Raw genomic sequence first — 23,786 nt, 5'->3', positions numbered from 1 at the left:
GGGGGACGGAGAAGGGCACCCTGGGGTGCGTACGGGTCAGGCGCCGGTGAGCTTGGCGAACTTCTCCTCGTACGCCGTCTCTTCCTTGGAGCTGAGCGAGCGGAAGGCGTGCGACTTCGACGCCATCTCCTTGTCGGGGATGATCAGCGGGTTGTCCGCCGCGCCCTGGTCGATCTTCGCCAGCTCTTCCTTGACGCCGTCGACGGGGCACACGTAGTTGATGTACGCGGCGAGTTCGGCGGCGGCCTTCGGCTCGTAGTAGAAGTCGATGAGCCGCTCGGCGTTCTCCTTGTGCCGTGCCTTGTTCGGGACCAGCAGGTTGTCCGAGGCGATCATGTAGCCGCTGTCCGGGATGACGAAGTCGATGTCCGGGCTGTCGGCCTGGAGCTGCACGATGTCGCCCGCCCACGCCGCACACGCCGCGAGGTCGCCCTTGGCCAGGTCGGACGTGTAGTCGTTGCCGGTGAAGCGGCGGATCTGGCCCTTGTCCACGGACTTCTGGATACGCGCGATGGCCGCGTCGAAGTCGTCGTCCGTGAACTTGCCGGGGTCCTTGCCCATGTCGAGCAGCGTCAGACCCATGGTGTCGCGCATCTCGGAGAGCAGCCCCACGCGCCCCTTGAGCTTGGGGTTGTCGAGGAGGTCCGACATGGAGGTGACCGTCTCGCCGTCGAGAGCCTTCTTGTTGAAGGCGATGACGGCCGGGATACCGGTCCACGGGTACGAGTAGGCGCGCCCCGGGTCCCAGTCGGGGCTGCGGAACTGCTGGGACAGGTTCGCGTACGCGTGCGGCAGGTTCGACGGGTCCAGTTTCTGGACCCACCCGAAGCGGATGAGGCGCGCGGCGAGCCAGTCGGTCACATTGATCAGGTCGCGCCCGGTGTCCTGGCCCGCGGCGAGCTGCGGCTTGATCTTCCCGAAGAACTCGACGTTGTCGTTGATGTCCTCGGTGTACTTGACGGTGATCCCGGTACGGGCGCGGAACTGGTCAAGAGTGGGGTGCTTACGGCCGCTGTCGTCGACGTCCATGTACTCGGTCCAGTTGGAGAAGTTCAGCCGCTTCTCCTTGGCCGAGTGGTCCTCGGACGAGACGCCGTCGGTGTTGCTCGCCGCGGCGGGTATGCCGCAGCCGCTGAGCGCGCCTATGCCACCGACGGCGAGCGCCCCGCCGGTGGTCGCCCGCAGCAGTGAACGGCGGGACAGCGATGCCCTGCCGTTGCGCATGCTGCGCCGCATCGCGGCCACCTGGGCCGGGGAGAGGGGTTCAGGCTCGAACTGCATGCGCGTGGGTGCCCTTCCGGGAGGGTGGGGCCGACCGCGCGCTGTGGCGGCGGCCCCGGCGGCCGAGGCCGCCTGTCGAATACTTAGCGGTCCCCGAAGATCGTGCGGTGCCAGTCCTTTCTGGCCACCGCGGTGTTGTCGAACATGACGTGCTTGATCTGGGTGTACTCCTCGAAGGAGTACGTGGACATGTCCTTGCCGAACCCGGACGCCTTGTAGCCGCCGTGCGGCATCTCGCTGATGATCGGGATGTGATCGTTGATCCAGACGCAGCCCGCCTTGATCTCGCGGGTCGCCCGGTTGGCGCGGTACACATCACGGCTCCACGCCGACGCGGCGAGGCCGTAGGGGATGTCGTTGGCGAGCCGGATGCCCTCGTCGTCGCTGTCGAAGGGTACGACCACGAGGACGGGGCCGAAGATCTCCGACTGGACGACCTCGCTGTCCTGGGCGGCGTCGGCGATCAGGGTGGGCCGGTAGAAGGCGCCCCGGGCGAGGTCGCCGCCCGGTGCGGTGCCGCCGGCGACCACGCGCGCGTAGGAGCGCGCCCGTTCCACGAAACCGGCCACCCGGTCGCGTTGGGCGTGCGAGACGAGGGGGCCGAGGTCGGTGGCCGGGTCGAACGGGTCGCCGACTCGGACGGTCTCCATGAGGTCGGCGACACCGGCGACGAACGCGTCGTACAGCGGGCGCTGCACATACGCGCGCGTGGCGGCCGTGCAGTCCTGCCCGGTGTTGATCAGGGAGCCCGCGACGGCGCCGTGCACGGCGGCCTCCAGATCGGCGTCGTCGAAGACGACGAACGGCGCCTTGCCGCCGAGTTCCAGGTGCAGCCGCTTGACGGTCGCGGTGGCGATCTCGGCGACCCGCTTGCCGACGCCGGTGGACCCGGTGAACGAGGTCATGGCCACGTCCGGGTGCCCCACCAGATGCTCACCGGCGTCCCGTCCCGCCCCCGTGACGATATTCACGACACCTTCCGGGATGCCCGCCTCGATCGCGGCCTCGGCGAACATCAGCGAGGTCAGCGGGGTCAGCTCGGCGGGCTTCAGGACGATCGTGTTGCCGGCCGCGATGGCCGGGAGCACCTTCCAGGCGGCCATCTGGAGCGGATAGTTCCAGGGCGCGATGGAGCCGACCACGCCGATGGGCTCCCGGCGCACATACGACGTGTGGTCGCCGGAGTACTCCCCCGCCGACTGGCCCTGGAGATGACGGGCGGCGCCCGCGAAGAAGGCGGTGTTGTCGATGGTCCCCGGCACGTCGAACTCACGGGTCAGCTTGATCGGCTTGCCGCACTGGAGGGACTCCGCGCGCGCGAACTCGTCGGCGCGGTCGGCGAGCACGGCGGCGAACCGGTGCATCGCGTCGGACCGCTCACCCGGAGTGGTGGCCGACCAGCCGGGAAACGCGTCCCGGGCCGCGCCGACAGCCGCGTCGACATCCGCCGGTCCCGCCAGCTCGTACGTGTAGACCGCGTCGCCGGTCGCCGGGTCCACGACCGCGTAACTCTGTCCGGATGTGCCCTTGGCGGGCCGCCCCGCAACGAACTGGGCACCGTCCGCGAAGCGGTCCTGTGCCGGGAAGCGATGGCCCGGGTTGTGCATGACACTCTCCTCCGCCGTCCTCCCCGTCCCACGGGGGTCGGCGTAGCTCCACCTCGATTTGAGTGCCGATCCTGACAGAGCAGTACTACTCCAACAAGTGATTCCGTTGTTGCCTTTTGGTTACGCGACGGAATCTGTCGACCAGGTGTCGAGTCCCAGCGGAAAACCCAGGACGGAGTGTCAGTGGTGCGTGCCACAGTGGCATGCATGAAGACACCCGATGTACACAGCGTGTCCGACGCCCCGGGAACAGCGCCCAGAGACGCCCTGGTGACGGCGGTGCGCGAGGGCGCCCGGGTGAAGTACGTGCACTTCTGGGGCCACCGCCCACGCCCCGACGGCCGGATCGCGGAGAGCTGCCTGAGCCAGTGGTGGCCCTCACCGTTCACGGTGGACGGCGTGGCGTACGCGACGGCGGAGCACTGGATGATGGCCGCCAAGGCCCGCCTCTTCGAGGACGAGGAGGCGGAGCGCATGGCCCTGGAGGCCCCGAACCCGGCACTCGCCCAGAAGGCGGGCCGCCTGGTGAAGAACTTCGACGAGACGGTCTGGGCCCGGGAGCGCTTCGAGATCGTGGCAGAGGGAAACGTCCACAAATTCAAGTCCGACACCGCCCTGCGCACCTACTTGCTCACCACAGGCGACCGCGTCCTAGTTGAGGCCAGCCCAAGAGACCGAACCTGGGGAATCGGCCTGGCGGCGGACGACGAGCGAGCGGGGGTGCCGGAGCGGTGGCTGGGCTTGAACCTGCTGGGGTTCGCGTTGATGGAGGCGAGGGCGCGGCTGAGGTAACCCGCTTTTTTCAGGGGCGCGCGGAACGGAGGCGGTCACTTTTCAGGGGCGCGGGGAACTGCGCACCCAACCACGGCCGACCCGCACCACGAAGGACGGCGATCACCCCCCACTTCCAGGGGCGCGGGGAACTGCGCAAACGGCGCGCGGCACGCGCCGCCCCCGCTCAGGTCAGCGCCCAGCGCCCCGCCGAATCCACCCTTCCCAACGTCGAGAACCCACTCTCATCCACCGGCCCCTCGTCCTCGTACGAGTTCACCCCCGCGATCACAGTCGCCACCAGCAACATCAGAGCCAGTGCCAGCCCCACGGAACCGCAGATGATGCCGGCAAGCGCCTGCCCAGGATTCGTGGCCTCGCCCCGCCGAGCCTTCGCCCGGCTGACACAGCCGAAGACCACCGCGAGGATGCCGAGGATGATCGCGACCGGCCACAGGCAGAACCCGACGACGGAGATGATCCCGACGACCAGCGACGCCGTACCGAGCCCGTTGCTGGGGGCCACCGGCATACCGGACCAGCCGTACCCGGAGACACCACCCGGCACCCCGGGGAAGTAACCGGCGGGTGCGCCGGGGACGGGCTGCCCGGGGTAGGGGTACGGGGCGGGACCCGGGTACCCGTACGGCGCCGCCTGGCCAGGACCCTCCGGGGACAGCGGGGGCGCCGGAACCTGGCCGCCCGGTATGCCCCCGGCCACCGGGGGATGGCTGTGCGGCGACGCGGTGCCGGACGGCGGGGCGTACGGATTCGCGGGGGACGGCGTCGCGTCCACCGGCGCCGCCCAGGGATCCGGCCCGCCGACCGTCGCTCCGGGGGCTCCCGAATCCGCCGGCGGCGTCTTGCCCAGCGACACAGCCGCCCCGGCGTCCCCGTCCCGTTCCCGCTCCCCGGCCGGCGCCCACGGATCGGGCTTCTCCCCACTGCCCTGAGCGCCACCGCCCTGCGAGCCACTGCCCTGCGCGCCCCCCGGCGCCCCCCACCGATCGCCACTCATCTCGTCACTCACCGCAGCGCCCCCTCCGTCATGCGTCCCGACATGCTACGGCCCCCCTCACCAGCGCCCCGAGCCGCCTACGATGTCTGCGAACCACCGATCAGCCGATCACCGCGCCGACCATGGGCGCCGTTCCCGGGGAGGACCCCTTGACCGATCTGCACGCCTTCATCGCCGGGCTGCCGAAAGCCGAACTCCATGTGCACCACGTAGGTTCGGCCTCTCCCCGTATCGTCTCCACCCTGGCGGCCCGGCACGCCGACTCGAAGGTGCCGTCCGACCCGGAAGCGCTGGCGGACTTCTTCACGTTCACGGACTTCGCGCACTTCATCGACGTGTACCTGTCCGTCGTGGACCTGATCCGCACCCCGGAGGACGTACGGCACCTGACGTTCGAGGTGGCGCGCGAGCTGGCGCGGCAGAACGTCCGGTACGCGGAGCTGACCGTCACCCCGTTCTCGACGACCCGTCGGCGGGTCCCCGAGCGGGAGTTCATGGCCGCCATAGAGGACGCCCGCAAGGCGGCCGAGGCCGAGCTGAACGTGATGATGCGCTGGTGCTTCGACATTCCGGGCGAGGCCGGTTCCGAGGCCGCCGAGGAGACCACGCGGCTCGCCGTGACCGACGGACTGCGTCCCGAGGGGCTGGTGTCGTTCGGGCTCGGCGGCCCCGAAATAGGTGTCCCCCGGCCGCCGTTCAAGCCGTACTTCGACCGCGCCATCGCCGCGGGCCTCCACTCCGTACCGCACGCGGGCGAGACGACCGGACCGCAGACCGTGTGGGACGCGGTGCGGGAGCTGCGGGCCGAGCGGATCGGACACGGCACCAGCAGCGCCCAGGACCCGGAGCTGCTGGCGTACCTCGCCGAGCACCGCATCGCCCTGGAGGTCTGTCCGACGTCCAACATCGCCACGCGCGCGGTACGCACGCTCGAAGAGCACCCGATCACGGCGATGGTGGAGGCCGGCGTCCTGGTCACCATCAACTCGGACGACCCGCCGATGTTCGGCACCGACCTGAACAACGAGTACGCCGTCGCCGCCCGCCTGCTGGACCTGGACGAGCGGGGCGTCGCCGCGCTCGCGAAGAACGCCGTGGAGGCGTCCTTCCTGGAGCCCGCCGGCAAGGCGACACTCACCGCCGAGATCGACACGTACACAACGAACTGGCTCGCCCGCTAGGGGCGTATCGAGAAACGGACCCATGCGCACCCTGACCGCCGTCGCCCACCGCGGCGACCCCTACCGCGTCCGCGAGAACACGCTTCCGTCCCTGCGCTCGGCGCTCGACCGGGGTGCGGACGCGGTGGAGATCGACGTACGGCTCACCCGCGACGGCGTCCCCGTGCTGCTGCACGACGCGACGCTGGAGCGGCTGTGGGAGCACGAACGCCCCCTGTCGGCGCTGTCCGCGGCCGAGGTGCGCGGGCTCACCGACGGGGGCGTGCCCACGCTGGCCGACGCGCTCGACGCGACCGGTGACGGCCGGATCATGGTCGACCTGCCGGGGGCGACGCCGGCGGCGGTACGCAGGATCGTCGGGGTGGTGCGGGACTGCGGCGCGCAGGAACGGGCGTACTACTGCGCGGGCCCGCAGACCATGCTCGCGGTCCGCGCCGCGGACCCGGCCGCGGAGATCGCCCTGACCTGGACGACACTCGCACCGCCACGCCCCGGCCTGCTCGAAGCAGTGCGGCCCCGGTGGCTCAACTACCGCTTCAGCCTGGTCGACCGTGACCTGACGGCCCGGGTCCACCGCGACGGCTACCTCTTGTCGGTGTGGACCCCGGACACCCGCCGCGCGATGCGCCGCCTCATCGAAGCGGGCGTCGACTCGATCACGACGAATCGGGTCGACGTCCTGCACGACCTGCGCAGCCGCGAACTGTAGGGGTTCACGCCCCCGCGTGGGCCTGCGGGGGTGCGATGGCCTGGGCATCCACCCGCTCACCGACCCACAGCCCGATCAGCAGCGCCGCCGTCGCCTCAAGCAGCCCGGCCCGGTCAAGCCCGCCCGCCGCGTACGGCACACAGCCGAGATCGGTGGTCAACTCCCGTACGAGACCCAGCGCGTGGGCGTCGTCACCGGCGAGCGGTACCCCGAGCGGACGGCCGTCGAAGACGGGCGGGGTCAGCCGCCAGACGCCCTCGTGGCACAGGTTGAACGCCTTGACGACGTGCGCGCCCGGCGCCGCCGCCGCGATCCGCAGTGCCGCCGCCGGACCGCCATCGGTGAGCAGGCCGAAACCGGGCCCGACCGGGTTGCAGCAGTCGATGAGCGCCCGCCCGGTGAGAACGTCGGCGAGTTCCGCCGCGACCTCCTCGCCCGCCGGGAACGGCACCGCGAGCAGCACCACGTCCCCGAAGCCCGCCGCCTCCCGGAGGCTGCCCGCACGCCCCCCGACCCGCGCGGCCAGCGCCTCCGCCCGATCCGGACTCCGCCCACCCACCCACACGTCGTGCCCCGCACGCGCCCACCGGGTGCCCAGCGCGTCCGCCATGTTTCCCGTACCGAGAAGTCCTATCCGCATGCGCCGACCGTACGGAAACCGACAGGCACCGATCGGTAAGTGTCGGGCACCATGCCGTAGGTGACGAGCGACGACTTCCTGGCGGACTGCCGTGCCCGCCTCGCCTTCGATCTGCTGGCGCCCACGTGGAACGGTGTCGTGCTCTGGGCGCTGCGCCACGGCCCGTACCGCCCGGGTGACCTGCGGGAACGCATAGGCGGCATCAGCCCGAAGGTCCTCACCGAAACCCTCCGCCGCCTCCAGCACCACGGCCTGATAGAACGCCACGCCTACAGGGAGGCCCCACCAAGAGTGGAGTACCACCTGACCAGCCTGGGCCGCTCCCTACTCGTCCCGCTGGAGGCGATAGGCACCTGGGCATCCACCCACGGAGACGAGGTCATGGACGCGTTGGACCGGCGAGAACCGGGAGAGCCTCACACCGCCCCATGACGGCACCCCCCAGCGGTCACCGCGTATGCCCGTCCCCTACAACCCCGCGATCCCATTCCACCGCTTCGCGAACTCCACCCGTTCGTTTGGAGTGATGTCGCGGGCTATCGCGAGGCGGTCGCGCATCGCGTCGTCCGGGAAGATCAGGGGGTCCTCCGCCAGGGCGGCGAGGTCCTTGTCCTTCGAGGAAGCGAGGACGTCGCGGGCGGCGGGGACCGGGCAGACGTAGTTGACCCAGGCGGCGAGTTCGGCGGCGACCTCGGGTTCGTAGTAGTAGTCGACGAGTGCTTCCGCGTTGCCCTTGTGCGCTGCCAGGTTGGGGATCATCAACGACTCGGACCAGAGTTCGGCGCCCTCGTCGGGCACCACGAACTCGATGTCGGGGTCGTCCGCCTGGAGCTGGATGACGTCGCCGGAGTACGCCTGGCAGGCGAGGACGTCTCCGCTGGAGAGGTCCTTGATGTAGTCGTTGCCGGTGAAGCGGCGGATGTGCTGCGTCCGCACCAGCTTGTCGACCTGCTCGCAGACCTTGTCGAAGTCGGCGGCCTTCCAGCGGGTGATGTCGACCCCGTTGCCCTGCATCAGCAGCGCGAACGCCTCGTCCAGGCCGGACAGCAGCGTCACGCGCCCCTTGAGGTCGTCGGCCCACAGGTCGGACACGTGCCGGATCTCCCGGCCGACCCGGCGCTTGTTGTACGCGATTCCGGTGATGCCGGACTGCCACGGCACGGTGCACTTGCGGCCCGGGTCGAAGTGCGGGGAACGCAGCAGCGGGTCCAGGTACTTGGTGACGTTGGGCTGCCGGGACCGGTCCATCTCCTGCACCCAGCCGAGCCGTACGAAACGGGCGCACATCCAGTCGCTGATGACGATCAGGTCGCGCCCGGTGCGCTGGTGGTTCATCAGGGAAGGGCTGATCTTCCCGAAGAACTCGTCGTTGTCGTTGATCTCCTCGGTGTACTTCACCGAGATGCCGGTCTCCTTCTGGAAGGCGGCGAGCGTGGGCCGCTTCCCGGGATCGTCGTCGTCGACGTCGATGTACAGCGGCCAGTTGGCGAAGGTCAGCCGCTTGTCGTGCGCGGAGCGGTCGTCGGCCGAGCGGTCCCCCGGCGCGATGTACGCGGCGGGCACCCCGCACCCCGCGAGCGCGCCCAGGGCCCCGGCGGTGCCGAGCGATCTGAGCACCGTACGACGTGACAGCGCGTGACGCGCGTGATCCACCATGCCTCCACCCTCCCCAGGAAGCGGCGGGGCGGGCAATGGACAAGGTGTCCACTGCCCGCCCCGCGAACTCGTCGTTCGAACCGGGACCGTCAGCCCCCGGTCGGCAGACCGGAAGACATCAGCCCTCGATCGACGTCATCACGTGCTTGATGCGCGTGTAGTCGTCGAAGCCGTACGCCGAAAGGTCCTTGCCGTAACCGGACTTCTTGAAGCCGCCGTGCGGCATCTCGGCGACCAGCGGGATGTGGGTGTTGATCCACACACAGCCGAAGTCGAGGACCTTGGACATGCGCATCGCGCGCGCGTGGTCCTTCGTCCACACCGAGGACGCGAGGGCGTAGTCCACGCCGTTCGCGTACGCCACGGCCTGGGCCTCGTCCGTGAAGGACTGGACGGTGATGACGGGGCCGAAGACCTCGTTCTGGATGATCTCGTCGTCCTGCTGGAGGCCGGAGACGACGGTCGGGGCGTAGAAGAAGCCCTTGTCGCCGACGCGGTGGCCGCCCGCCTGGACCTTGGCGTGCGCGGGCAGCCGGTCGATGAAACCGGTGACCTGCGCGAGCTGGTTGGGGTTGTTGAGCGGGCCGTACAGCACGTCCTCGTCGTCCGGCTGACCCGTCTTGGTGTCGGCGGCGGCCTTGGCGAGCGCCTGGACGAACTCGTCGTGGATGGACTCGTGGACGAGTACGCGGGTGGCTGCGGTGCAGTCCTGGCCGGCGTTGAAGAAGCCGGCGACCGAGATGTCCTCGACGGCCTTGGCGATGTCGGTGTCCTCGAACACGACGACGGGAGCCTTGCCGCCCAGCTCCAGGTGGACCCGCTTGAGGTCCTTCGACGCGGACTCGGCGACGGACATGCCCGCCCGCACCGAACCGGTGATGGAGGCCATCGCCGGGGTCGGGTGCTCGACCATCGCGCGGCCCGTGTCACGGTCGCCGCAGATGACGTTGAAGACGCCCTTGGGCACGATCGACCCGATGATCTCGGCGATCAGGACGGTCGACGCCGGGGTGGTGTCGGAGGGCTTGAGGACGACGGTGTTGCCCGCGGCGAGCGCCGGGGCGAACTTCCAGACCGCCATCATCATGGGGTAGTTCCAGGGGGCGACCTGGGCGCAGACGCCGATCGGCTCGCGCCGCACGATCGAGGTCAGACCCTCCATGTACTCGCCGGCCGAGCGGCCTTCGAGCATCCGGGCGGCGCCCGCGAAGAACCGGATCTGGTCGACCATGGGCGGGATCTCTTCGCTGCGGGTGAGCCCGACCGGCTTGCCGGTGTTCTCGACCTCGGCGGCGATCAGCTCCTCGGCCCGCTCCTCGAACGCGTCCGCGATCTTGAGGAGCGCCCGCTGACGCTCACTGGGCGTGAGGTCGCGCCAGGCGGGGAAGGCGGCATCGGCCGCGGCCATGGCCGCGTCGACGTCCGCCGACCCGGACAGCGGTGCCGTGGCGTACGCCTCGCCCGTCACGGGATTGACCACCTCGGTGGTCCGTCCGTCGGCGGCGTCCCGGAACTCTCCGTCGATGTAATTACGCAGACGACGCAACTCGGTGGTCACTGCCAGGCCCTCCAGTCAGATGTCCGATGGGTGAGACATCCACCCTAGTCGGATGCTAGTGAGTGACTAACGCTTTCAACATACCCGGCCAGTACTCGCTACGAAATCCGTGACACCAGAAGTCTCAAACAACGAATTTCATCGATTGAGCCTTGCGGAACCGACGAGACCTCGTGCACAGTGACCTGGTGGCCAGTCGCAGCGCAGACCCCAGGGACACCAGGAACGGGAACGGCACCCCCCAGCTCGACGCCGTCTCCCTAGCCATCATCGAACAGCTCCAGGAGGACGGCCGCCGGCCGTACGCCGCCATAGGCAAGGCGGTGGGCCTCTCCGAGGCGGCCGTGCGCCAGCGCGTCCAGAAGCTGCTCGACCAGAACGTGATGCAGATCGTCGCCGTCACGGACCCGCTCACCGTGGGTTTCCGCAGACAGGCCATGGTCGGCATCAACGTCGAGGGCGATCTGGACCCCGTGGCCGACGTGCTGTCGGACATGGCCGAAGTCGAGTACGTGGTGCTGACCGCGGGCTCGTTCGACCTCCTGGTGGAGATCGTCTGCGAGGACGACGACCACCTCCTGGACGTCATCAACAAACGCATCCGGGCCCTTCCCGGGGTGCGCTCCACCGAGAGCTTCGTCTACCTGAAGCTCAAGAAGCAGACCTATATGTGGGGAACCCGATAGCCGTGAGCAAGGACCTCAGCCGAACCGCGTACGACCACCTGTGGATGCACTTCACCCGCATGTCCTCGTACGAGAACGCGCCCGTTCCCACCATCGTGCGTGGCGAGGGCACCTACATCTACGACGACCAGGGAAAGCGCTACCTCGACGGTCTCGCGGGTCTGTTCGTCGTCCAGGCCGGACACGGCCGCACCGAGCTGGCCGAGACCGCCTTCAAGCAGGCGCAGGAACTCGCCTTCTTCCCGGTGTGGTCGTACGCGCACCCGAAGGCCATCGAGCTGGCGGAGCGCCTGGCGCACCACGCGCCCGGCGACCTCAACAAGGTCTTCTTCACCACCGGTGGCGGTGAGGCGGTCGAGACCGCCTGGAAGCTGGCCAAGCAGTACTTCAAGCTCCAGGGCAAGCACACCAAGTACAAGGTGATCTCCCGCGCGGTGGCCTACCACGGCACCCCGCAGGGCGCCCTGTCCATCACCGGCCTGCCCGCCCTGAAGGCGCCCTTCGAGCCGCTGGTCCCCGGCGCGCACAAGGTGCCGAACACCAACATCTACCGCGCCCCGGAGCACGGCGACGACCCCGAGCGGTTCGGCCGCTGGGCCGCCGACCAGATCGAGCAGCAGATCCTGTTCGAGGGCCCGGAGACGGTCGCCGCGGTCTTCCTGGAGCCCGTGCAGAACGCGGGCGGCTGCTTCCCGCCGCCGCCCGGCTACTTCCAGCGGGTCCGCGAGATCTGCGACCAGTACGACGTACTGCTCGTCTCGGACGAGGTCATCTGCGCCTTCGGCCGCCTCGGCACCATGTTCGGCTGCGAGAAGTTCGGCTACGTCCCGGACATGATCACCTGCGCCAAGGGCATGACGTCGGGCTACTCCCCGATCGGCGCCTGCATCGTCTCGGACCGCATCGCCGAGCCGTTCTACAAGGGTGACAACACCTTCCTGCACGGCTACACCTTCGGCGGGCACCCGGTCTCGGCGGCGGTCGCGCTCGCCAACCTCGACCTGTTCGAGCGCGAGGGCCTGAACAAGCACGTCCTGGAGAACGAGGGCGCGTTCCTGTCGACCCTCCAGAAGCTGCACGACCTGCCGATCGTCGGCGACGTCCGCGGCAACGGCTTCTTCTACGGCATCGAGCTGGTGAAGGACAAGGCCACCAAGGAGTCCTTCAACGACGAGGAGTCCGAGCGGATCCTCTACGGCCATGTCTCCAAGAAGCTGTTCGAGAACGGCCTGTACTGCCGGGCCGACGACCGAGGCGACCCGGTCATCCAGCTCTCGCCGCCGCTGATCTCGGACCAGTCCACGTTCGACGAGATCGAGCAGATCGTCCGCGGTGTCCTCACGGAGGCGTGGACCCTGCTCTGATCCGACGGCCGGTTCCGAACCGGCGACCGATTCTGATCCGATCAGCTGTACGACACCGGCCCGTGCGCGCCCATTCGAGTGAGAAGGGCGCGCACGGGCCGTGTGCTTCCCGGGACCCCCGCCCGCGGTTCCCTACCGTGCCGAGTGACCGATCGGCCCAGCCTTCGTTCGCCCGTACGGGGGAGCGGAACTGAACGGAACCGAGGTGTTCGCCATGGAGGCCCCGCCGGACAACGATGTGCTCTGGGCGCGAGCCCTGCACTTCTCGCACAGCGGCTCGCCCGCGCTCACGGGCGTTTCGCTCGGGGTCCGTGAGGGCGAGATCCTCGCCGTCAGCGGCCCGCGCGGCAGCGGGAAGTCGACGCTGCTGCGGTGTCTGTCCGGGCAGTTGCTGCCCCAGCAGGGCGAGGTGTGGTTCAACAGCACGCCCGTGCACACCATGAGCACGATGGTCCGCGACCGGCTGCGCCGTGACCGGTTCGGCTGGATCGACCCGCGCCCCGGACTGGTCCCCGAGCTGACCGCGTGGGAGAACACCGCGCTGCCTCTGATGCTGGCCGGGACCCCGCGCCGGGCCGCGAAGACCGCGGCCCTTGAGTGGCTGGAGCGCCTGGACATCGGCCACCTCGCCCGGAAGCGCCCGCACGCCCTCCTCCAGGCGCAGCGCCAGCGGATCGCCTTCGCGCGCGCCCTGGTCGCCATGCCGTCGGTGGTGTTCGCGGACGAGCCGACCGCTCCCCTGCACCGCGCCGACCGCACCCACGTACTGCGCACGCTGATGAGCGCGGCGCGCTCGCACGGCATCACCGTCGTCCTCGCGACGCACGACCCGGACACGGCCGCGCTGGCCGACCGGACCGTGTCGCTGCTCGACGGGCGGCGCGTCACCACGGTGCATCTGCCCGCCGTCGAGGTGGAGGAGGGCCGGGCCGCGTGCTCGCTCTCCGTCTGACGCGCGGCGCCCGCCCCTCCGTCCAGGCCCGCAGGCTCCTGGTCGCGGCGGCGTCGGCGGGTACCGGTTTCCTGCTCCTGTGCACGCTCGGCTACGCGCTCGGGCACCCCGAGGCAGCGCCCGGCTCCTCGCTCCGGCTCGCCTGGTGCGTCGCCCCGCTCGCCGCGACCGTGTATCTGGCGGTCTCCGTCGCCCGTACCGACCCGGCGACCCAGCCGCGCCCCGGACTGTCCGCGGTGGGGCTCGGGCCCGTCCAGCGGATGGTCCTCGCGGCCGTGTCGACGGCCGTGGCGTGCTCGCTCGGCTCGGTGGTGGCGCTGCTGCTCTTCCTGCATCTGCGCGGCGACGGGACGGGGCTGCCGTTCGACGGTGCCGCTTCCGGGCTGCTCGCCGCCGGCTGGGAGCTGCCGCTCGCCGGGACGCTCACGCTGCTCGCCCTGGTACCGATCGCCGCGTCCGTGACCACCGCCGTGGTGCTGCGTCCCCGGCCGGTCAAGGCCGCGGCCGACACGGACGACCCCGACCGGCCCGAGGCCCCGGCCGGCCCGCCGGCCGGACTGCCCTGGGGCGTGGCGCTGCTCGCGGCGGGGCTCGCCGTCGAGACGTACGCGGGCCGCACAGGACCGGCCCCCGGGCTGCGGCTGCCCGGCGGGCTCGCGGGCAGCTCCCTGGGCGTCCTGGTGGGCTGGGCGGTCACGGCCGTCGGTCTGGCGCTCGCCGGGCCAGGGCTCACGTATCTGTGCGGGCGGCTGCTCCAGGCGGGCAAGCCGGGCGCGGTACGGCTGCTCGGCGGCCGGGTCCTCCAGCAGGAGGCGGTCCGTATCGGGCGCCCGCTGGGTGTCGTGTGCGCGGTGGCGTCGGGGGCGTTCGCCGCCGCCACGCTGTACACCGGGACCGAGCCGGACACCGGTCCGCTGAGCACGCTCGGCGCGCTGCTCGTCGTGGGCTGCGCGCTCGCGACGCTCGGGATGGCGTCGGTCGAGGCGAAGCACGCGCGGTCCCACACGACGGCGGCGCTGCTGCGGCTCGGCGCGCCCGCCACGGTGCTGCGCACGGCCGTCGCGATGCGCGCGGGCGCGCTGCTCCTGCTGTTCGGCCCGCTGACCTGGCTGATCGCGGAGCTGGCGGCGGCCCCGCTGGCGGGCTGACGCAGGCGGCGACCCGACCGCGCCACCGCATCGACGGTGCTCAGGACGGGACGGGGGCCGGGGTCGGCGCCGGGTCGGGGTCACGGCCCAGGACGACGACCTCCGTCGCGTCGAAGGTGACCCCGACCCGGTCCCCCGGTTCCGGCGCGTCGCGCAGACCGCACGCCGCCTCCAGGCGCGGCCCGTGCGCGGGCTGGAGGTGGACGGCGACATGGGTGCCCCGGAAGGTACGGGCCGTCACCGCGCAGGCCAGACCGTCCCGTTCGGGTACGAGCCGCACTCCGGCCGGGCGTACCAGGAGCTGACGGGCCCCCTGGGGCGCCCCCGCCGGGACCGGCACCTTGCCCCACTGCGTCTCGGCCCGCTCGCCCGCCACCGTCGCGTCGGTGACGTTGTCGAAGCCGAGGAAGCGGGCCACGAACGCGTCGGCGGGCCGCTGCCACACCTCCAGCGGCGTACCGCTCTGCGCGATACGCCCGTCCCGCATCACCACGACCCGGTCGGCCAGCGCGAACGCCTCCCCCTGGTCGTGCGTCACGGCGAGCACGGTGGTGCCCAGCGCGGCGAAGAGTTCCCGCAGTTCGACCACGAGCCGTTCCCGCAGGGTCCGGTCGAGCTGACCCAGCGGCTCGTCGAGCAGCATCACCCGGGGGCTCGGCGCGAGCGCGCGAGCCAGGGCGACCCGCTGCTGCTCGCCCCCGGACAGCGTGCCGACCGCGCGCCCGCCCGCGCCGGGCAGACCGACCAGGGACAGCAACTCCTCGACGCGTGCGCCCTGTTCGGACCGTGTGGCGCCCCGCATCCGCAGCCCGAAGGCGACATTGCCGCCGACGTCCCGGTGCGCGAAGAGCTGATGGTCCTGGAACATCAGCCCGACGCCCCGCTTGTGCGCGGGCACCCTGCTCTGGTCCCGGCCGCCGAGCAGGACCCGTCCCGCGTCGAGGTCCTGGAGCCCGGCCACCGCGCGCAGCAGTGTCGACTTGCCGCTGCCGCTGGGGCCGAGTACGCACACGATCTCGTGCTCGGCGACATCGAGACCGACGCCGTCGAGGACGGTCCGGTCGCCGAACCGGACGGTGGCGGCGTCGAGGCTGAGCGTCATCAGAACTCCCCCGTGTGATCGGTCCGGATGCGTTCCAGGAGCAGCAGGGACACCGCGCACACCACCATCAGCAGGGTCGAAAGGGCCATCGCCTGGCCGTAGTTGAGGTCCCCGGCCCGGCCCAGGAGGCGGGCGACGGCGACCGGCAGGGTCGGGTTGTCGGGGCGGGCGATGAAGACGGTCGCCCCGAACTCGCCCAGGGACACGGCGAAGGCGAACCCGGCAGCGATCAGCAGCGCGCGCCGCACCATCGGCAGATCCACCTCACGCCAGGCCCGCAGCGGTGACGCCCCGAGCACGGCGGCGGCCTCCCGGAGACGCCCGTCGACCGCGCGCAGCACGGGCAGCATGGTCCGTACGACGAACGGCACACCGACGAGGGCCTGGGCGAGCGGTACCAGGATCCAGGAGGTCCGCAGGTCGAGCGGCGGTTTGTCGAGCGTGATGAGGAACCCGAACCCGACGGTCACGGCGGACACGCCGAGCGGCAGCATCAACAACGCGTCGAACCCGCGTACGAGACGGCCCGCACGGCGGGTCAGCGCGGCGGCGGCAAGTCCTCCGACGACGAGGGCGATGGCGGTGGCCGCGAGCGCGTACAGGAGGGAGTTCCCGATGGCGTGGATGGGGGCGACGAGGAAGATGCCGCCGTCGGCCGAGGTCAGCGCCCGGTAGTAGGTGAGGCCGTAGCCGTCGGGCCCGTCGAACGAGCGCTGGACCAGCACGCCGAGCGGGACCAGGATCAGGGCCGTGACCGTGAGCAGGACTCCGCCGAGGAGGGCCCACTGGCCGGCGCCGCGCGGCCGGCGGGCGGTCGTGGCGGCGTCGACGAGGCGCAGCGCCGTCTCGCGGCGGCGCACGGTCCAGGCGTGCACGGCGAGGATCAGGCCGACCGCGGCGAACTGCACGAGGGTGAGCACGGCGGCCGTGGCCAGGTCGAAGATCTGCGAGGTCTGCCGGTAGATCTCGACTTCGAGGGTGGAGAAGCCGGGTCCGCCGAGGATCTGCACCACACCGAAGGAGGTGAAGGTGAACAGGAACACCATGAGGGCCGCGGCGGCGACGGCGGGCGCGAGCGCGGGCAGCGTCGTCGTGCGCCACGCGGCGAACCGTGAGGCGCCGAGTACCCGTGCGGCCTCCTCCTGGCGGGGGTCGAGCTGGGACCAGAGGCCGCCGACCGTGCGGACGACGACGGCGTAGTTGAAGAACACGTGCGCGAGCAGGATCGCCCAGACCGTGGTGTCGAGGCGCACCCCCGCCAGCCCGTCGAGAAGACCGCCGCGGCCGAGCAGCGCCAGGAAGGCGGTGCCCACGACGACCGTGGGCAGCACGAACGGCACGGTGACGACGGCCCGCAGCATCTGCTTGCCGGGGAACGCGAACCGGGCGAAGACATACGCCCCCGGCAGCGCGATCAGCAGCGTCAGCCCGGTCGACGCGAGCGCCTGCCAGGTGGTGAACCACAGCACGTGCTGGACGTCGGACTGCGCGAGGACCTCACCGATCCGCCCCAGCCGCCACACCCCGTCGACCTTCAGCCCACGGGCCACGATCGCCGTGACGGGATAGGCGAAGAACAGCGCGAAGAACGCGACGGGCACGGCGAGCAGCCCGAGCCGCGTCGCGTTCCTCCGTACTCCCGTACGGGAGCCGCCCCCTACTTCGGCCGCTGCTTCGGCCGCTACTTCAGTACGAGAGCTGTCCACGCCTTGACCCACTGGTCACGATTGGCCGCGATCTTCTCGGGAGCCATGGTGTGCGGGTCCTTGATCTCCACCGCGTACTTGGCGAAGTCGGCGGGCGCCTGCGCGTCCTCGCTCACCGGGTCCACGAACATGTTCAGCGGCATGTCCTCCTGGAACTCCTTGCCGACCATGAAGTCGATGAGCGCCTTGCCGCCCGCCGGGTTCTTGGCGTTGCTCAGCAGACCCGCGTACTCGACCTGCCGGAAGCAGGTGCCCGTGGCGACACCGGTGGGTGCCTCCTTCGGCTGCGGCTGCGCGTAGATGGCCTCGACGGGCGGCGACGACGCGTACGAGACGACGAGCGGCCGGTCGCCCCCGGCCTTCCTGCCGCCGGCCGACCCGGAGAACTCCTCGTTGTACGCCTGCTCCCAGCCGTCGACGACCTTGAGGCCGTTGGCCTTCAGCTTGTCCCAGTAGCCCTGCCACCCCTCGTCGCCGTACCGCGCGGCGGTGCCGAGCAGAAAGCCGAGACCGGGCGAGGAGGTGGACGCGTTCTCGGTGACGAGCAGGTTCTTGTACGCGGGCTTCGCCAGGTCGTCCAGGGACTGCGGCGGCGCGAGCTTGTGGTCGGTGAAGTACTTCTTGTCGTAGTTGACGCAGATGTCGCCGGAATCGATCGGGGTCACCCGGTGCCCGGCCTGGTCGGCGCGGACCTCGGGCCGGATCCGGTCGGCGCCCTTGGCCTCGTACGGCTGGAAGAGGCCGTTGTCGAGGGCGCGGGACAGCAGGGTGTTGTCGACGCCGAAGAAGACGTCGCCCTGCGGGTTGTCCTTGGTGAGGATCGCCTTGTTGACGGCCTGTCCGGCGTCGCCGTCCTCCAGGATCTTCACCTGGTAGCCGGACTGCTTCTCGAAGTCCTTCAGCACGCTCTTCGACGCGGCGAAGGAGTCATGGCTGACGAGCGTCACCGTCTTCGACCCGGAGCCGGACCCGGAGCCCGTGCCCGACGCGCCGTCGCCGGATCCGCCGCCGCATGCGGCGAGCGTGCCGATGCCGAGCCCGGTCGCCAGGGCGACGACCGAGAACTTCCTGATGGTGCTCACTGAGATGTCCTCCTGGAGTGGACCAGGAAGAGACGCGGCCCTGCCCGCGACCTCGGGGGTACGCGGGCAGGGCGCAACAGCTTGAGTGGTGACCGAACTTCCTACCCGGAATGACCCGGGCGAGGTTCAGAGGGTCTGCGGCCCACCGGTTCCCCGGCTGCCACACTCTCAGCGCTGTGGCGCTCCCCTGTCGGAATATGAAGATGTACGTACCGGCCCCAGCGTACCCGCAGCGTTCACCGGCAGGTCCACGGGAGGTTTCCGGCGCCGGTCTACCTCTCCGAGGCCGCGAGTTGGCCGCAGGCGCCGTCGATCTCCTGACCGCGGGTGTCCCGGACGGTGACCGGCACGCCGTGCGCCGCGATGGCCTCGATGAAAGCCTTCTCGTCCTCGGGGCGGGACGCCGTCCACTTGGAGCCGGGCGTCGGGTTCAGCGGGATCAGATTCACGTGCACCCGCTTCCCCTTGAGGAGCCGCCCGAGCCGGTCGCCGCGCCACGCCTGGTCGTTGATGTCGCGGATCAGCGCGTACTCGATGGAGATGCGGCGGCCCGACTTCGCGCCGTACTCCCAGGCCGCGTCGAGGACTTCGCGGACATTCCAGCGGGTGTTGACGGGCACGAGGGTGTCGCGCAGCTCGTCGTCGGGCGCGTGCAGCGACAGGGCGAGGCGGCACTTGAAGCCCTCGTCGGCGAAGCGGAGCATCGCGGGGACCAGGCCGACCGTGGAGACGGTGATGCCGCGCTGCGAGATACCGAGGCCGTCGGGCTCGGGGTCGGTGAGCCGGCGGATGGCGCCGACGACGCGGTTGTAGTTGGCGAGGGGCTCGCCCATGCCCATGAAGACGATGTTGGACAGCCGCTCCTGGCCGCCCGGCACCTCGCCGTCGCGCAGGGCACGCATGCCGTCCACGATCTGGTGCACGATCTCGGCGGTCGACAGATTGCGGTCGAGCCCGGCCTGCCCGGTGGCGCAGAACGGGCAGTTCATTCCGCAGCCGGCCTGCGAGGAGATGCACATGGTGACCCGGTCCGGATAGCGCATCAGGACGGACTCGACCAGCGTGCCGTCGTGCAGCCGCCACAGAGTCTTCCGGGTGGCGTCGTCGTCGCAGCTGATGTGCCGTACGACGGACATCAGCTCCGGCAGCAGCGCTTCCTGGAGCTTGCCGCGCGAGGCCGCCGGGATGTCGGTCCACTGCTCGGGATCGTGGGCATACCGCGCGAAGTAGTGCTGCGAGAGCTGCTTGGCACGGAACGGCTTCTCACCGACCGCGGCGACGGCTTCCCTGCGCTCGGCGGGCGTGAGATCGGCGAGGTGCCGCGGCGGCTTCTTGGCTCCACGGGGCGCGACGAAAGTGAGTTCTCCGGGTACTGGCATGGTCGTACCAGTGTCGCAGAGATACGAGAAGGGGCTCGCCACCCTGTGGACAACGAGCCCCCGGACCACCTTCTTGACGGGAAAAGCGCAGGTCAGACGGCCGTACGAAGATCAGACCGGCACTATGCAGCTCAGGCCGACCCCACGAAGACCACAAGGAGCAGCCACACCACCGGCGCCGTCGGCAGCAGGGAGTCGAGCCGGTCCATGATCCCGCCGTGCCCCGGCAGCACGGTGCCCATGTCCTTGATACCGAGATCCCGCTTGATCATCGACTCGCCGAGGTCGCCGAGCGTGGCACTGGCCGCGACGGCGAGGCCGAGGAGCAGCCCCTGCCACCAGGTGCCGTCGTCGATGAGGAAGTGCATGCAGACCGCGCCGGCCGCCATCGCGAAGGTGACGGCGCCGATCAGGCCCTCGCGCGTCTTGCCGGGGCTGATGCGCGGGGCGAGCTTGTGCTTGCCGAAGCGCCAGCCGATGGCATAGGCGCCGGTGTCGCTGACGACGGTCAGGAGCAGGAAGGTCAGCACCCGCTGGGGCCCGTCGTGAGCGGTGAGCATCATCGCCACGAAGGTCGCGAGGAAGGGCACGTAGAAGGCGGCGAAAACGCCGGCCGTGACGTCCTTCAGATAGCCGTCGGGCGGTTCCGTCATCCGCCAGACGAGCACCGCGAGCGCGGTGAGCGCCATCGCGACCCAGGCGCCCTCGGCACCGCGCGCGTACCCGGCGACGACCATGGCGGCGCCGCCGACGGCGAGCGGGATCAGGGGCGCCTCGATGCCCTTGCGCTCCTTGAGCCGCGACGTCAGCTCCCACAGACCGACGACGACGGCGACCGCGATGACACCGACGAACACGGCCTTGACGATGAACAGCGACGCGACAATGACCGCACCGAGTCCGACGCCGACTCCTATGGCCGCGCCCAGGTCACGTCCCGCGCTCTTCTTCTGCGGTGCGGAGGGCGGCGGCTGGGGGGCGCTGGGCATGGGCTCCTGTGACCTGTGCGGCGTCACCGGCGGCGGTGACAGGTGGAGGCTGTCGTCGCGGCCCGGGGGACCGCTCAGCCGAGCGGCCCCCCGGTCGTCGTCCTGGTTCCCGCCGGGCGCGGGTATGTCGGGCACGGTGGGCATGGGCCGCTTCTCTGAAGGATGCAGGGCTTCATGCGCATCGTATGCAGGACCCGCCGGGGCCGCCCCCCGGGCGGGTCCCCGGTCGGCCGGGGCCCATGGCCCGGCGTACCCGGCCTGCGACGGCGCGCCCCAGGAAGAGTCGTTCATCAGACTTCGAGCAGCTCGGCTTCCTTGTGCTTCAGCAGCTCGTCCACCTGGGCGACATGCTTGGCCGTGGTGTCGTCCAGCTCCTTCTCGCCGCGGCGGCCCTCGTCCTCACCGACCTCGCCGTCCTTGATCAGCTTGTCGATGGTCTCCTTGGCCTTACGGCGCACGGCGCGGATCGAGATCTTCGCGTCCTCGCTCTTGGTGCGGGCGACCTTGATGTAGTCCCTGCGGCGCTCTTCGGTCAGCTCCGGGAAGTTCACCCGGATGATGTTTCCGTCGTTGCTCGGGTTGACACCGAGGTCCGAATCGCGGATGGCCTGCTCGATGTTGCGCAGCGCGCTCTTGTCGAACGGCGTCACGATGGCCATACGCGGCTCGGGCACCGAGAACGAGGCCAGCTGGTTGATCGGCGTCATCGCGCCGTAGTAGTCGGCCACGATCTTGTTGAACATCGCCGGGTGCGCACGGCCGGTGCGGATCGCGGCGAAGTCCTCCTTGGCGACGACGACGGCCTTCTCCATCTTCTCCTCGGCTTCAAGGAGGGTCTCTTCGATCACCACTTGCTCCTGCGTGTCTTGAGTAGGCCCGGCTCCCGTGGGCGGCGGCCGGCTGCGTCGTGTCTTTTCCTGCACGGTTCCCGACCGGCAGGGCTTTGTCCATCCCTCCAGGGCGAGGGCGGCCCCCGGGTCCTCCAGAGCGGTCCCCGGACTCCTCCGGGGTGCTGCCCAGGTTCCTCCAGGGTGCTGCCCGGAACCGTCCCGGGCGGCCTTGGGTCAGGTCCGGGAGCCCTGGTCGCCCACGAGCGTGCCGATCTTCTCACCCTTGACGGCGCGGGCGATATTGCCTTCGGTGAGGAGTTCGAAGACGAGGATGGGCAGCTTGTTGTCCCGGCAGAGGGTGACCGCGGTGGCGTCGGCGACCTTGAGGTCCCGGGTGATGACCTCGCCGTAGCCGAGCGCGTCGAACTTCACCGCGTCGGGGTTGGTCTTGGGGTCGGAGTCGTAGACCCCGTCGACGCCGTTCTTGCCCATGAGGAGCGCCTCGGCGTCGATCTCCAGGGCGCGCTGGGCGGCGGTGGTGTCGGTGGAGAAGTACGGCATGCCCATACCGGCGCCGAAGATGACGACGCGGCCCTTCTCCAGGTGCCGTACGGCGCGCAGCGGGATGTAGGGCTCGGCGACCTGTCCCATGGTGATGGCGGTCTGCACGCGCGAGTCGATGCCTTCCTTCTCCAGGAAGTCCTGGAGGGCGAGGCAGTTCATGACGGTGCCGAGCATGCCCATGTAGTCGGAGCGGGCCCGGTCCATGCCGCGCTGCTGGAGTTCGGCGCCGCGGAAGAAGTTGCCGCCGCCGATGACGACGGCGATCTCGGCGCCGTCCCGGACGACGGCGGCGATCTCGCGGGCGATCTTGTGCACCACGTCGGGGTCGACGCCCAGTCCCCCGCCGCCGGCGAACGCCTCGCCTGAGAGCTTCAGCAGAAAGCGCCCGGCGATCTTGCCGTCGCCGCTCTTCGCGCCCTTCTCGGCGCCCTGGGCTTTGGTGGTCATGGAGTTCTCGCCCCTTTTACTTGGTGCACGTATACGTGGTGCACATACGAAGAAGGCCATTGCCGGTGGGGTGTTGGTGGCAACCCATGCGCGGCAATGGCCTCCTCGTCAGATCTGCGGTCGTCCGTCGCGTGCGTGCCGCACGTGCCGTGCGCGACGCACAGGCCGGACGTCCGTACGTCACGTACGGCGGTCCGTACGCGGGCGACTGCTGTCGACCCTAGCGGGGTCGGCGGCGATCGCGGTACGGACTCAGATGCCGACCTTGATGCGCGTGAAGCGCTTCAGGGTGACACCGGCCTCGTCCAGGACCTTACGGACGGACTTCTTGTTGTCGTGCGCGAAGGGCTGGTCCAGGAGGGTGACCTCCTTGAAGAAGCCGTTGACGCGACCCTCGACGATCTTGGGGAGCGCGGCCTCGGGCTTGCCCTCGTTGCGCGAGGTCTCCTCGGCGACGCGGCGCTCGGCCTCGACGACGTCGGCGGGGACGTCCTCGCGGGAGAGGTACTTCGGCGCGAAGGCGGCGATGTGCTGCGCGACGCTCCGGGCGACGGCGGCGGCCTCGTCGTTGTCCTTGTCCAGCTCGACCAGGACACCGATCTGCGGCGGGAGGTCGGGCATGGTGCGGTGCATGTACGCCGCGACATAGCCGTCGGTGAACTGCGCGAAGCGGTCCAGGACGATCTTCTCGCCGAGGTTGGCGTTGGCCTCGTCGACGTACGCCTGGACGGTCTTGCCGGGCTCGATCTCGGAGGCGAGGAGCGCCTCGATGTCGGCCGGGGAGGTCTTGGCGACATGCGTGGCGAGAGCGTTCGCGACGGCCTGGAACTTGTCGCCCTTGGCGACGAAGTCGGTCTCGCACTTCAGCTCAAGGAGCACGCCGGAGGTGTTGTCATCGGCGATGAGGGAGACGACGGCGCCGTTCTCGGCGGAGCGGCCCTCGCGCTTGGCGACGCCCTTCTGGCCCTTCACGCGGAGCAGCTCGACGGCCTTCTCGACATTGCCGTCGGCCTCGTCCAGCGCCTTCTTGCAGTCCATCATGCCGGCGCCGGTCAGCTCACGGAGCTTCTTGACGTCGGCGGCGGTGTAGTTCGCCATGAGTCTTGAATCTTTCTC

At 70.2% G+C, this 23,786-nt stretch carries 22 protein-coding genes and 1 riboswitch; of the genes, 8 read left to right on the top strand and 14 right to left on the bottom strand.

Annotated elements, in window-relative coordinates; all coding sequences use genetic code 11:
- Nucleotides 1-36: 36 nt before the first annotated feature.
- On the bottom strand, nt 37-1,281 hold the full coding sequence (locus ACIQNU_RS26340) for a PotD/PotF family extracellular solute-binding protein (protein WP_401370994.1): 1,245 nt from the start codon (nt 1,279-1,281) through the stop codon (nt 37-39).
- An 83-nt stretch (nt 1,282-1,364) separates the two neighbouring features.
- A complete protein-coding gene (locus ACIQNU_RS26335) occupies nt 1,365-2,888 on the bottom strand; it encodes a gamma-aminobutyraldehyde dehydrogenase (RefSeq protein ID WP_401370991.1) in 1,524 nt (507 codons plus the stop codon).
- Between the two features lie 207 nt (nt 2,889-3,095).
- Here ACIQNU_RS26335 and ACIQNU_RS26330 point away from each other — a divergent pair, with 207 nt between their 5' ends.
- Nucleotides 3,096-3,680 carry an NADAR family protein gene (locus ACIQNU_RS26330; RefSeq protein ID WP_401370988.1) on the top strand — a complete coding sequence of 195 codons (585 nt, stop codon included), beginning with the start codon at nt 3,096-3,098 and terminating at the stop codon, nt 3,678-3,680.
- A gap of 166 nt (nt 3,681-3,846) precedes the next feature.
- On the opposite strand, the gene ACIQNU_RS26325 is transcribed toward ACIQNU_RS26330, so the two are convergent.
- Nucleotides 3,847-4,689, bottom strand: coding sequence for a DUF4190 domain-containing protein (locus ACIQNU_RS26325; RefSeq protein WP_401370985.1), 843 nt, complete (start codon nt 4,687-4,689; stop codon nt 3,847-3,849).
- A 110-nt stretch (nt 4,690-4,799) separates the two neighbouring features.
- Here ACIQNU_RS26325 and ACIQNU_RS26320 point away from each other — a divergent pair, with 110 nt between their 5' ends.
- Both ACIQNU_RS26320 and ACIQNU_RS26315 read left to right on the top strand, forming a co-directional pair.
- Nucleotides 4,800-5,858, top strand: coding sequence for an adenosine deaminase (locus ACIQNU_RS26320; protein WP_401370982.1), 1,059 nt, complete (start codon nt 4,800-4,802; stop codon nt 5,856-5,858).
- A 22-nt stretch (nt 5,859-5,880) separates the two neighbouring features.
- Nucleotides 5,881-6,567, top strand: coding sequence for a glycerophosphodiester phosphodiesterase (locus ACIQNU_RS26315; RefSeq protein WP_401370980.1), 687 nt, complete (start codon nt 5,881-5,883; stop codon nt 6,565-6,567).
- Between the two features lie 4 nt (nt 6,568-6,571).
- Here the strand turns inward: ACIQNU_RS26315 and ACIQNU_RS26310 are convergent, their stop codons facing one another.
- Nucleotides 6,572-7,207, bottom strand: a complete 636-nt coding sequence (locus ACIQNU_RS26310; RefSeq protein WP_401370977.1) for an NADPH-dependent F420 reductase — start codon at nt 7,205-7,207, stop codon at nt 6,572-6,574.
- Nucleotides 7,208-7,267: 60 nt separating this feature from the next.
- On the opposite strand from ACIQNU_RS26310, the gene ACIQNU_RS26305 reads away from it, so the two are divergent.
- Complete coding sequence (locus ACIQNU_RS26305) at nt 7,268-7,639, top strand: winged helix-turn-helix transcriptional regulator (protein WP_401370974.1); 372 nt, start codon at nt 7,268-7,270, stop codon at nt 7,637-7,639.
- A 36-nt stretch (nt 7,640-7,675) separates the two neighbouring features.
- On the opposite strand, the gene ACIQNU_RS26300 is transcribed toward ACIQNU_RS26305, so the two are convergent.
- Nucleotides 7,676-8,863 carry an extracellular solute-binding protein gene (locus tag ACIQNU_RS26300; RefSeq protein WP_401370971.1) on the bottom strand — a complete coding sequence of 396 codons (1,188 nt, stop codon included), beginning with the start codon at nt 8,861-8,863 and terminating at the stop codon, nt 7,676-7,678.
- A 118-nt stretch (nt 8,864-8,981) separates the two neighbouring features.
- Complete coding sequence (locus ACIQNU_RS26295; protein ID WP_401370968.1) at nt 8,982-10,421, bottom strand: gamma-aminobutyraldehyde dehydrogenase; 1,440 nt, start codon at nt 10,419-10,421, stop codon at nt 8,982-8,984.
- Between the two features lie 173 nt (nt 10,422-10,594).
- Between ACIQNU_RS26295 and ACIQNU_RS26290 the strand changes: the two genes are divergently transcribed.
- The 4 genes from ACIQNU_RS26290 (at nt 10,595) to ACIQNU_RS26275 (ending at nt 14,571) form a co-directional block, all read left to right on the top strand.
- Nucleotides 10,595-11,107 carry an Lrp/AsnC family transcriptional regulator gene (locus ACIQNU_RS26290; protein ID WP_401371150.1) on the top strand — a complete coding sequence of 171 codons (513 nt, stop codon included), beginning with the start codon at nt 10,595-10,597 and terminating at the stop codon, nt 11,105-11,107.
- Nucleotides 11,092-12,471, top strand: a complete 1,380-nt coding sequence (locus ACIQNU_RS26285; protein WP_401370965.1) for an aspartate aminotransferase family protein — start codon at nt 11,092-11,094, stop codon at nt 12,469-12,471. The genes ACIQNU_RS26290 and ACIQNU_RS26285 overlap by 16 nt, the downstream gene beginning before the upstream one ends.
- 214 nt (nt 12,472-12,685) lie before the next feature.
- A complete protein-coding gene (locus ACIQNU_RS26280) occupies nt 12,686-13,423 on the top strand; it encodes an ABC transporter ATP-binding protein (protein WP_401370962.1) in 738 nt (245 codons plus the stop codon).
- Nucleotides 13,405-14,571: a hypothetical protein gene (locus tag ACIQNU_RS26275; protein ID WP_401370959.1), complete on the top strand. Its 1,167-nt coding sequence runs from the start codon at nt 13,405-13,407 to the stop codon at nt 14,569-14,571. The genes ACIQNU_RS26280 and ACIQNU_RS26275 overlap by 19 nt, the downstream gene beginning before the upstream one ends.
- A 40-nt stretch (nt 14,572-14,611) precedes the next feature.
- Here ACIQNU_RS26275 and ACIQNU_RS26270 read toward each other — a convergent pair whose 3' ends face one another.
- The 8 genes from ACIQNU_RS26270 to tsf all read right to left on the bottom strand — a co-directional run bounded on the left by ACIQNU_RS26270 (nt 14,612) and on the right by tsf (nt 23,768).
- Complete coding sequence (locus ACIQNU_RS26270; RefSeq protein ID WP_401370956.1) at nt 14,612-15,673, bottom strand: ABC transporter ATP-binding protein; 1,062 nt, start codon at nt 15,671-15,673, stop codon at nt 14,612-14,614.
- Nucleotides 15,673-17,379, bottom strand: coding sequence for an ABC transporter permease (locus tag ACIQNU_RS26265; RefSeq protein ID WP_401370954.1), 1,707 nt, complete (start codon nt 17,377-17,379; stop codon nt 15,673-15,675). The genes ACIQNU_RS26270 and ACIQNU_RS26265 overlap by 1 nt, the downstream gene beginning before the upstream one ends.
- The gene (locus ACIQNU_RS26260) at nt 17,355-18,461 is read right to left on the bottom strand and encodes a thiamine ABC transporter substrate binding subunit (RefSeq protein WP_401370951.1); all 1,107 of its coding nucleotides are present in this window, start codon (nt 18,459-18,461) and stop codon (nt 17,355-17,357) included. Before ACIQNU_RS26260 ends, ACIQNU_RS26265 begins: the two co-directional genes overlap by 25 nt.
- 80 nt (nt 18,462-18,541) lie before the next feature.
- A riboswitch (TPP riboswitch) is annotated at nt 18,542-18,660 on the bottom strand.
- A gap of 73 nt (nt 18,661-18,733) precedes the next feature.
- Nucleotides 18,734-19,840 carry a 23S rRNA (adenine(2503)-C(2))-methyltransferase RlmN gene (gene rlmN / locus ACIQNU_RS26255; protein ID WP_401370949.1) on the bottom strand — a complete coding sequence of 369 codons (1,107 nt, stop codon included), beginning with the start codon at nt 19,838-19,840 and terminating at the stop codon, nt 18,734-18,736.
- 131 nt (nt 19,841-19,971) lie between these two features.
- Entirely contained in the window at nt 19,972-21,120 is a 1,149-nt protein-coding gene (locus ACIQNU_RS26250) for a phosphatidate cytidylyltransferase (RefSeq protein ID WP_401370946.1), read from the bottom strand.
- The gene (gene frr, locus ACIQNU_RS26245; protein WP_389894303.1) at nt 21,120-21,677 is read right to left on the bottom strand and encodes a ribosome recycling factor; all 558 of its coding nucleotides are present in this window, start codon (nt 21,675-21,677) and stop codon (nt 21,120-21,122) included. Before frr ends, ACIQNU_RS26250 begins: the two co-directional genes overlap by 1 nt.
- 216 nt (nt 21,678-21,893) lie before the next feature.
- Nucleotides 21,894-22,670, bottom strand: coding sequence for a UMP kinase (pyrH, locus tag ACIQNU_RS26240; protein WP_401370943.1), 777 nt, complete (start codon nt 22,668-22,670; stop codon nt 21,894-21,896).
- A gap of 252 nt (nt 22,671-22,922) precedes the next feature.
- Complete coding sequence (gene tsf, locus ACIQNU_RS26235) at nt 22,923-23,768, bottom strand: translation elongation factor Ts (RefSeq protein WP_401370941.1); 846 nt, start codon at nt 23,766-23,768, stop codon at nt 22,923-22,925.
- Nucleotides 23,769-23,786 lie beyond the last annotated feature (18 nt).

Origin of the sequence: Streptomyces sp. NPDC091292 (assembly GCF_044757265.1) — a bacterium.
In the GTDB taxonomy this organism is placed as follows: Bacteria; Actinomycetota; Actinomycetes; order Streptomycetales; family Streptomycetaceae; genus Streptomyces.
This window is presented reverse-complemented; position numbering and strand designations above follow the sequence as displayed.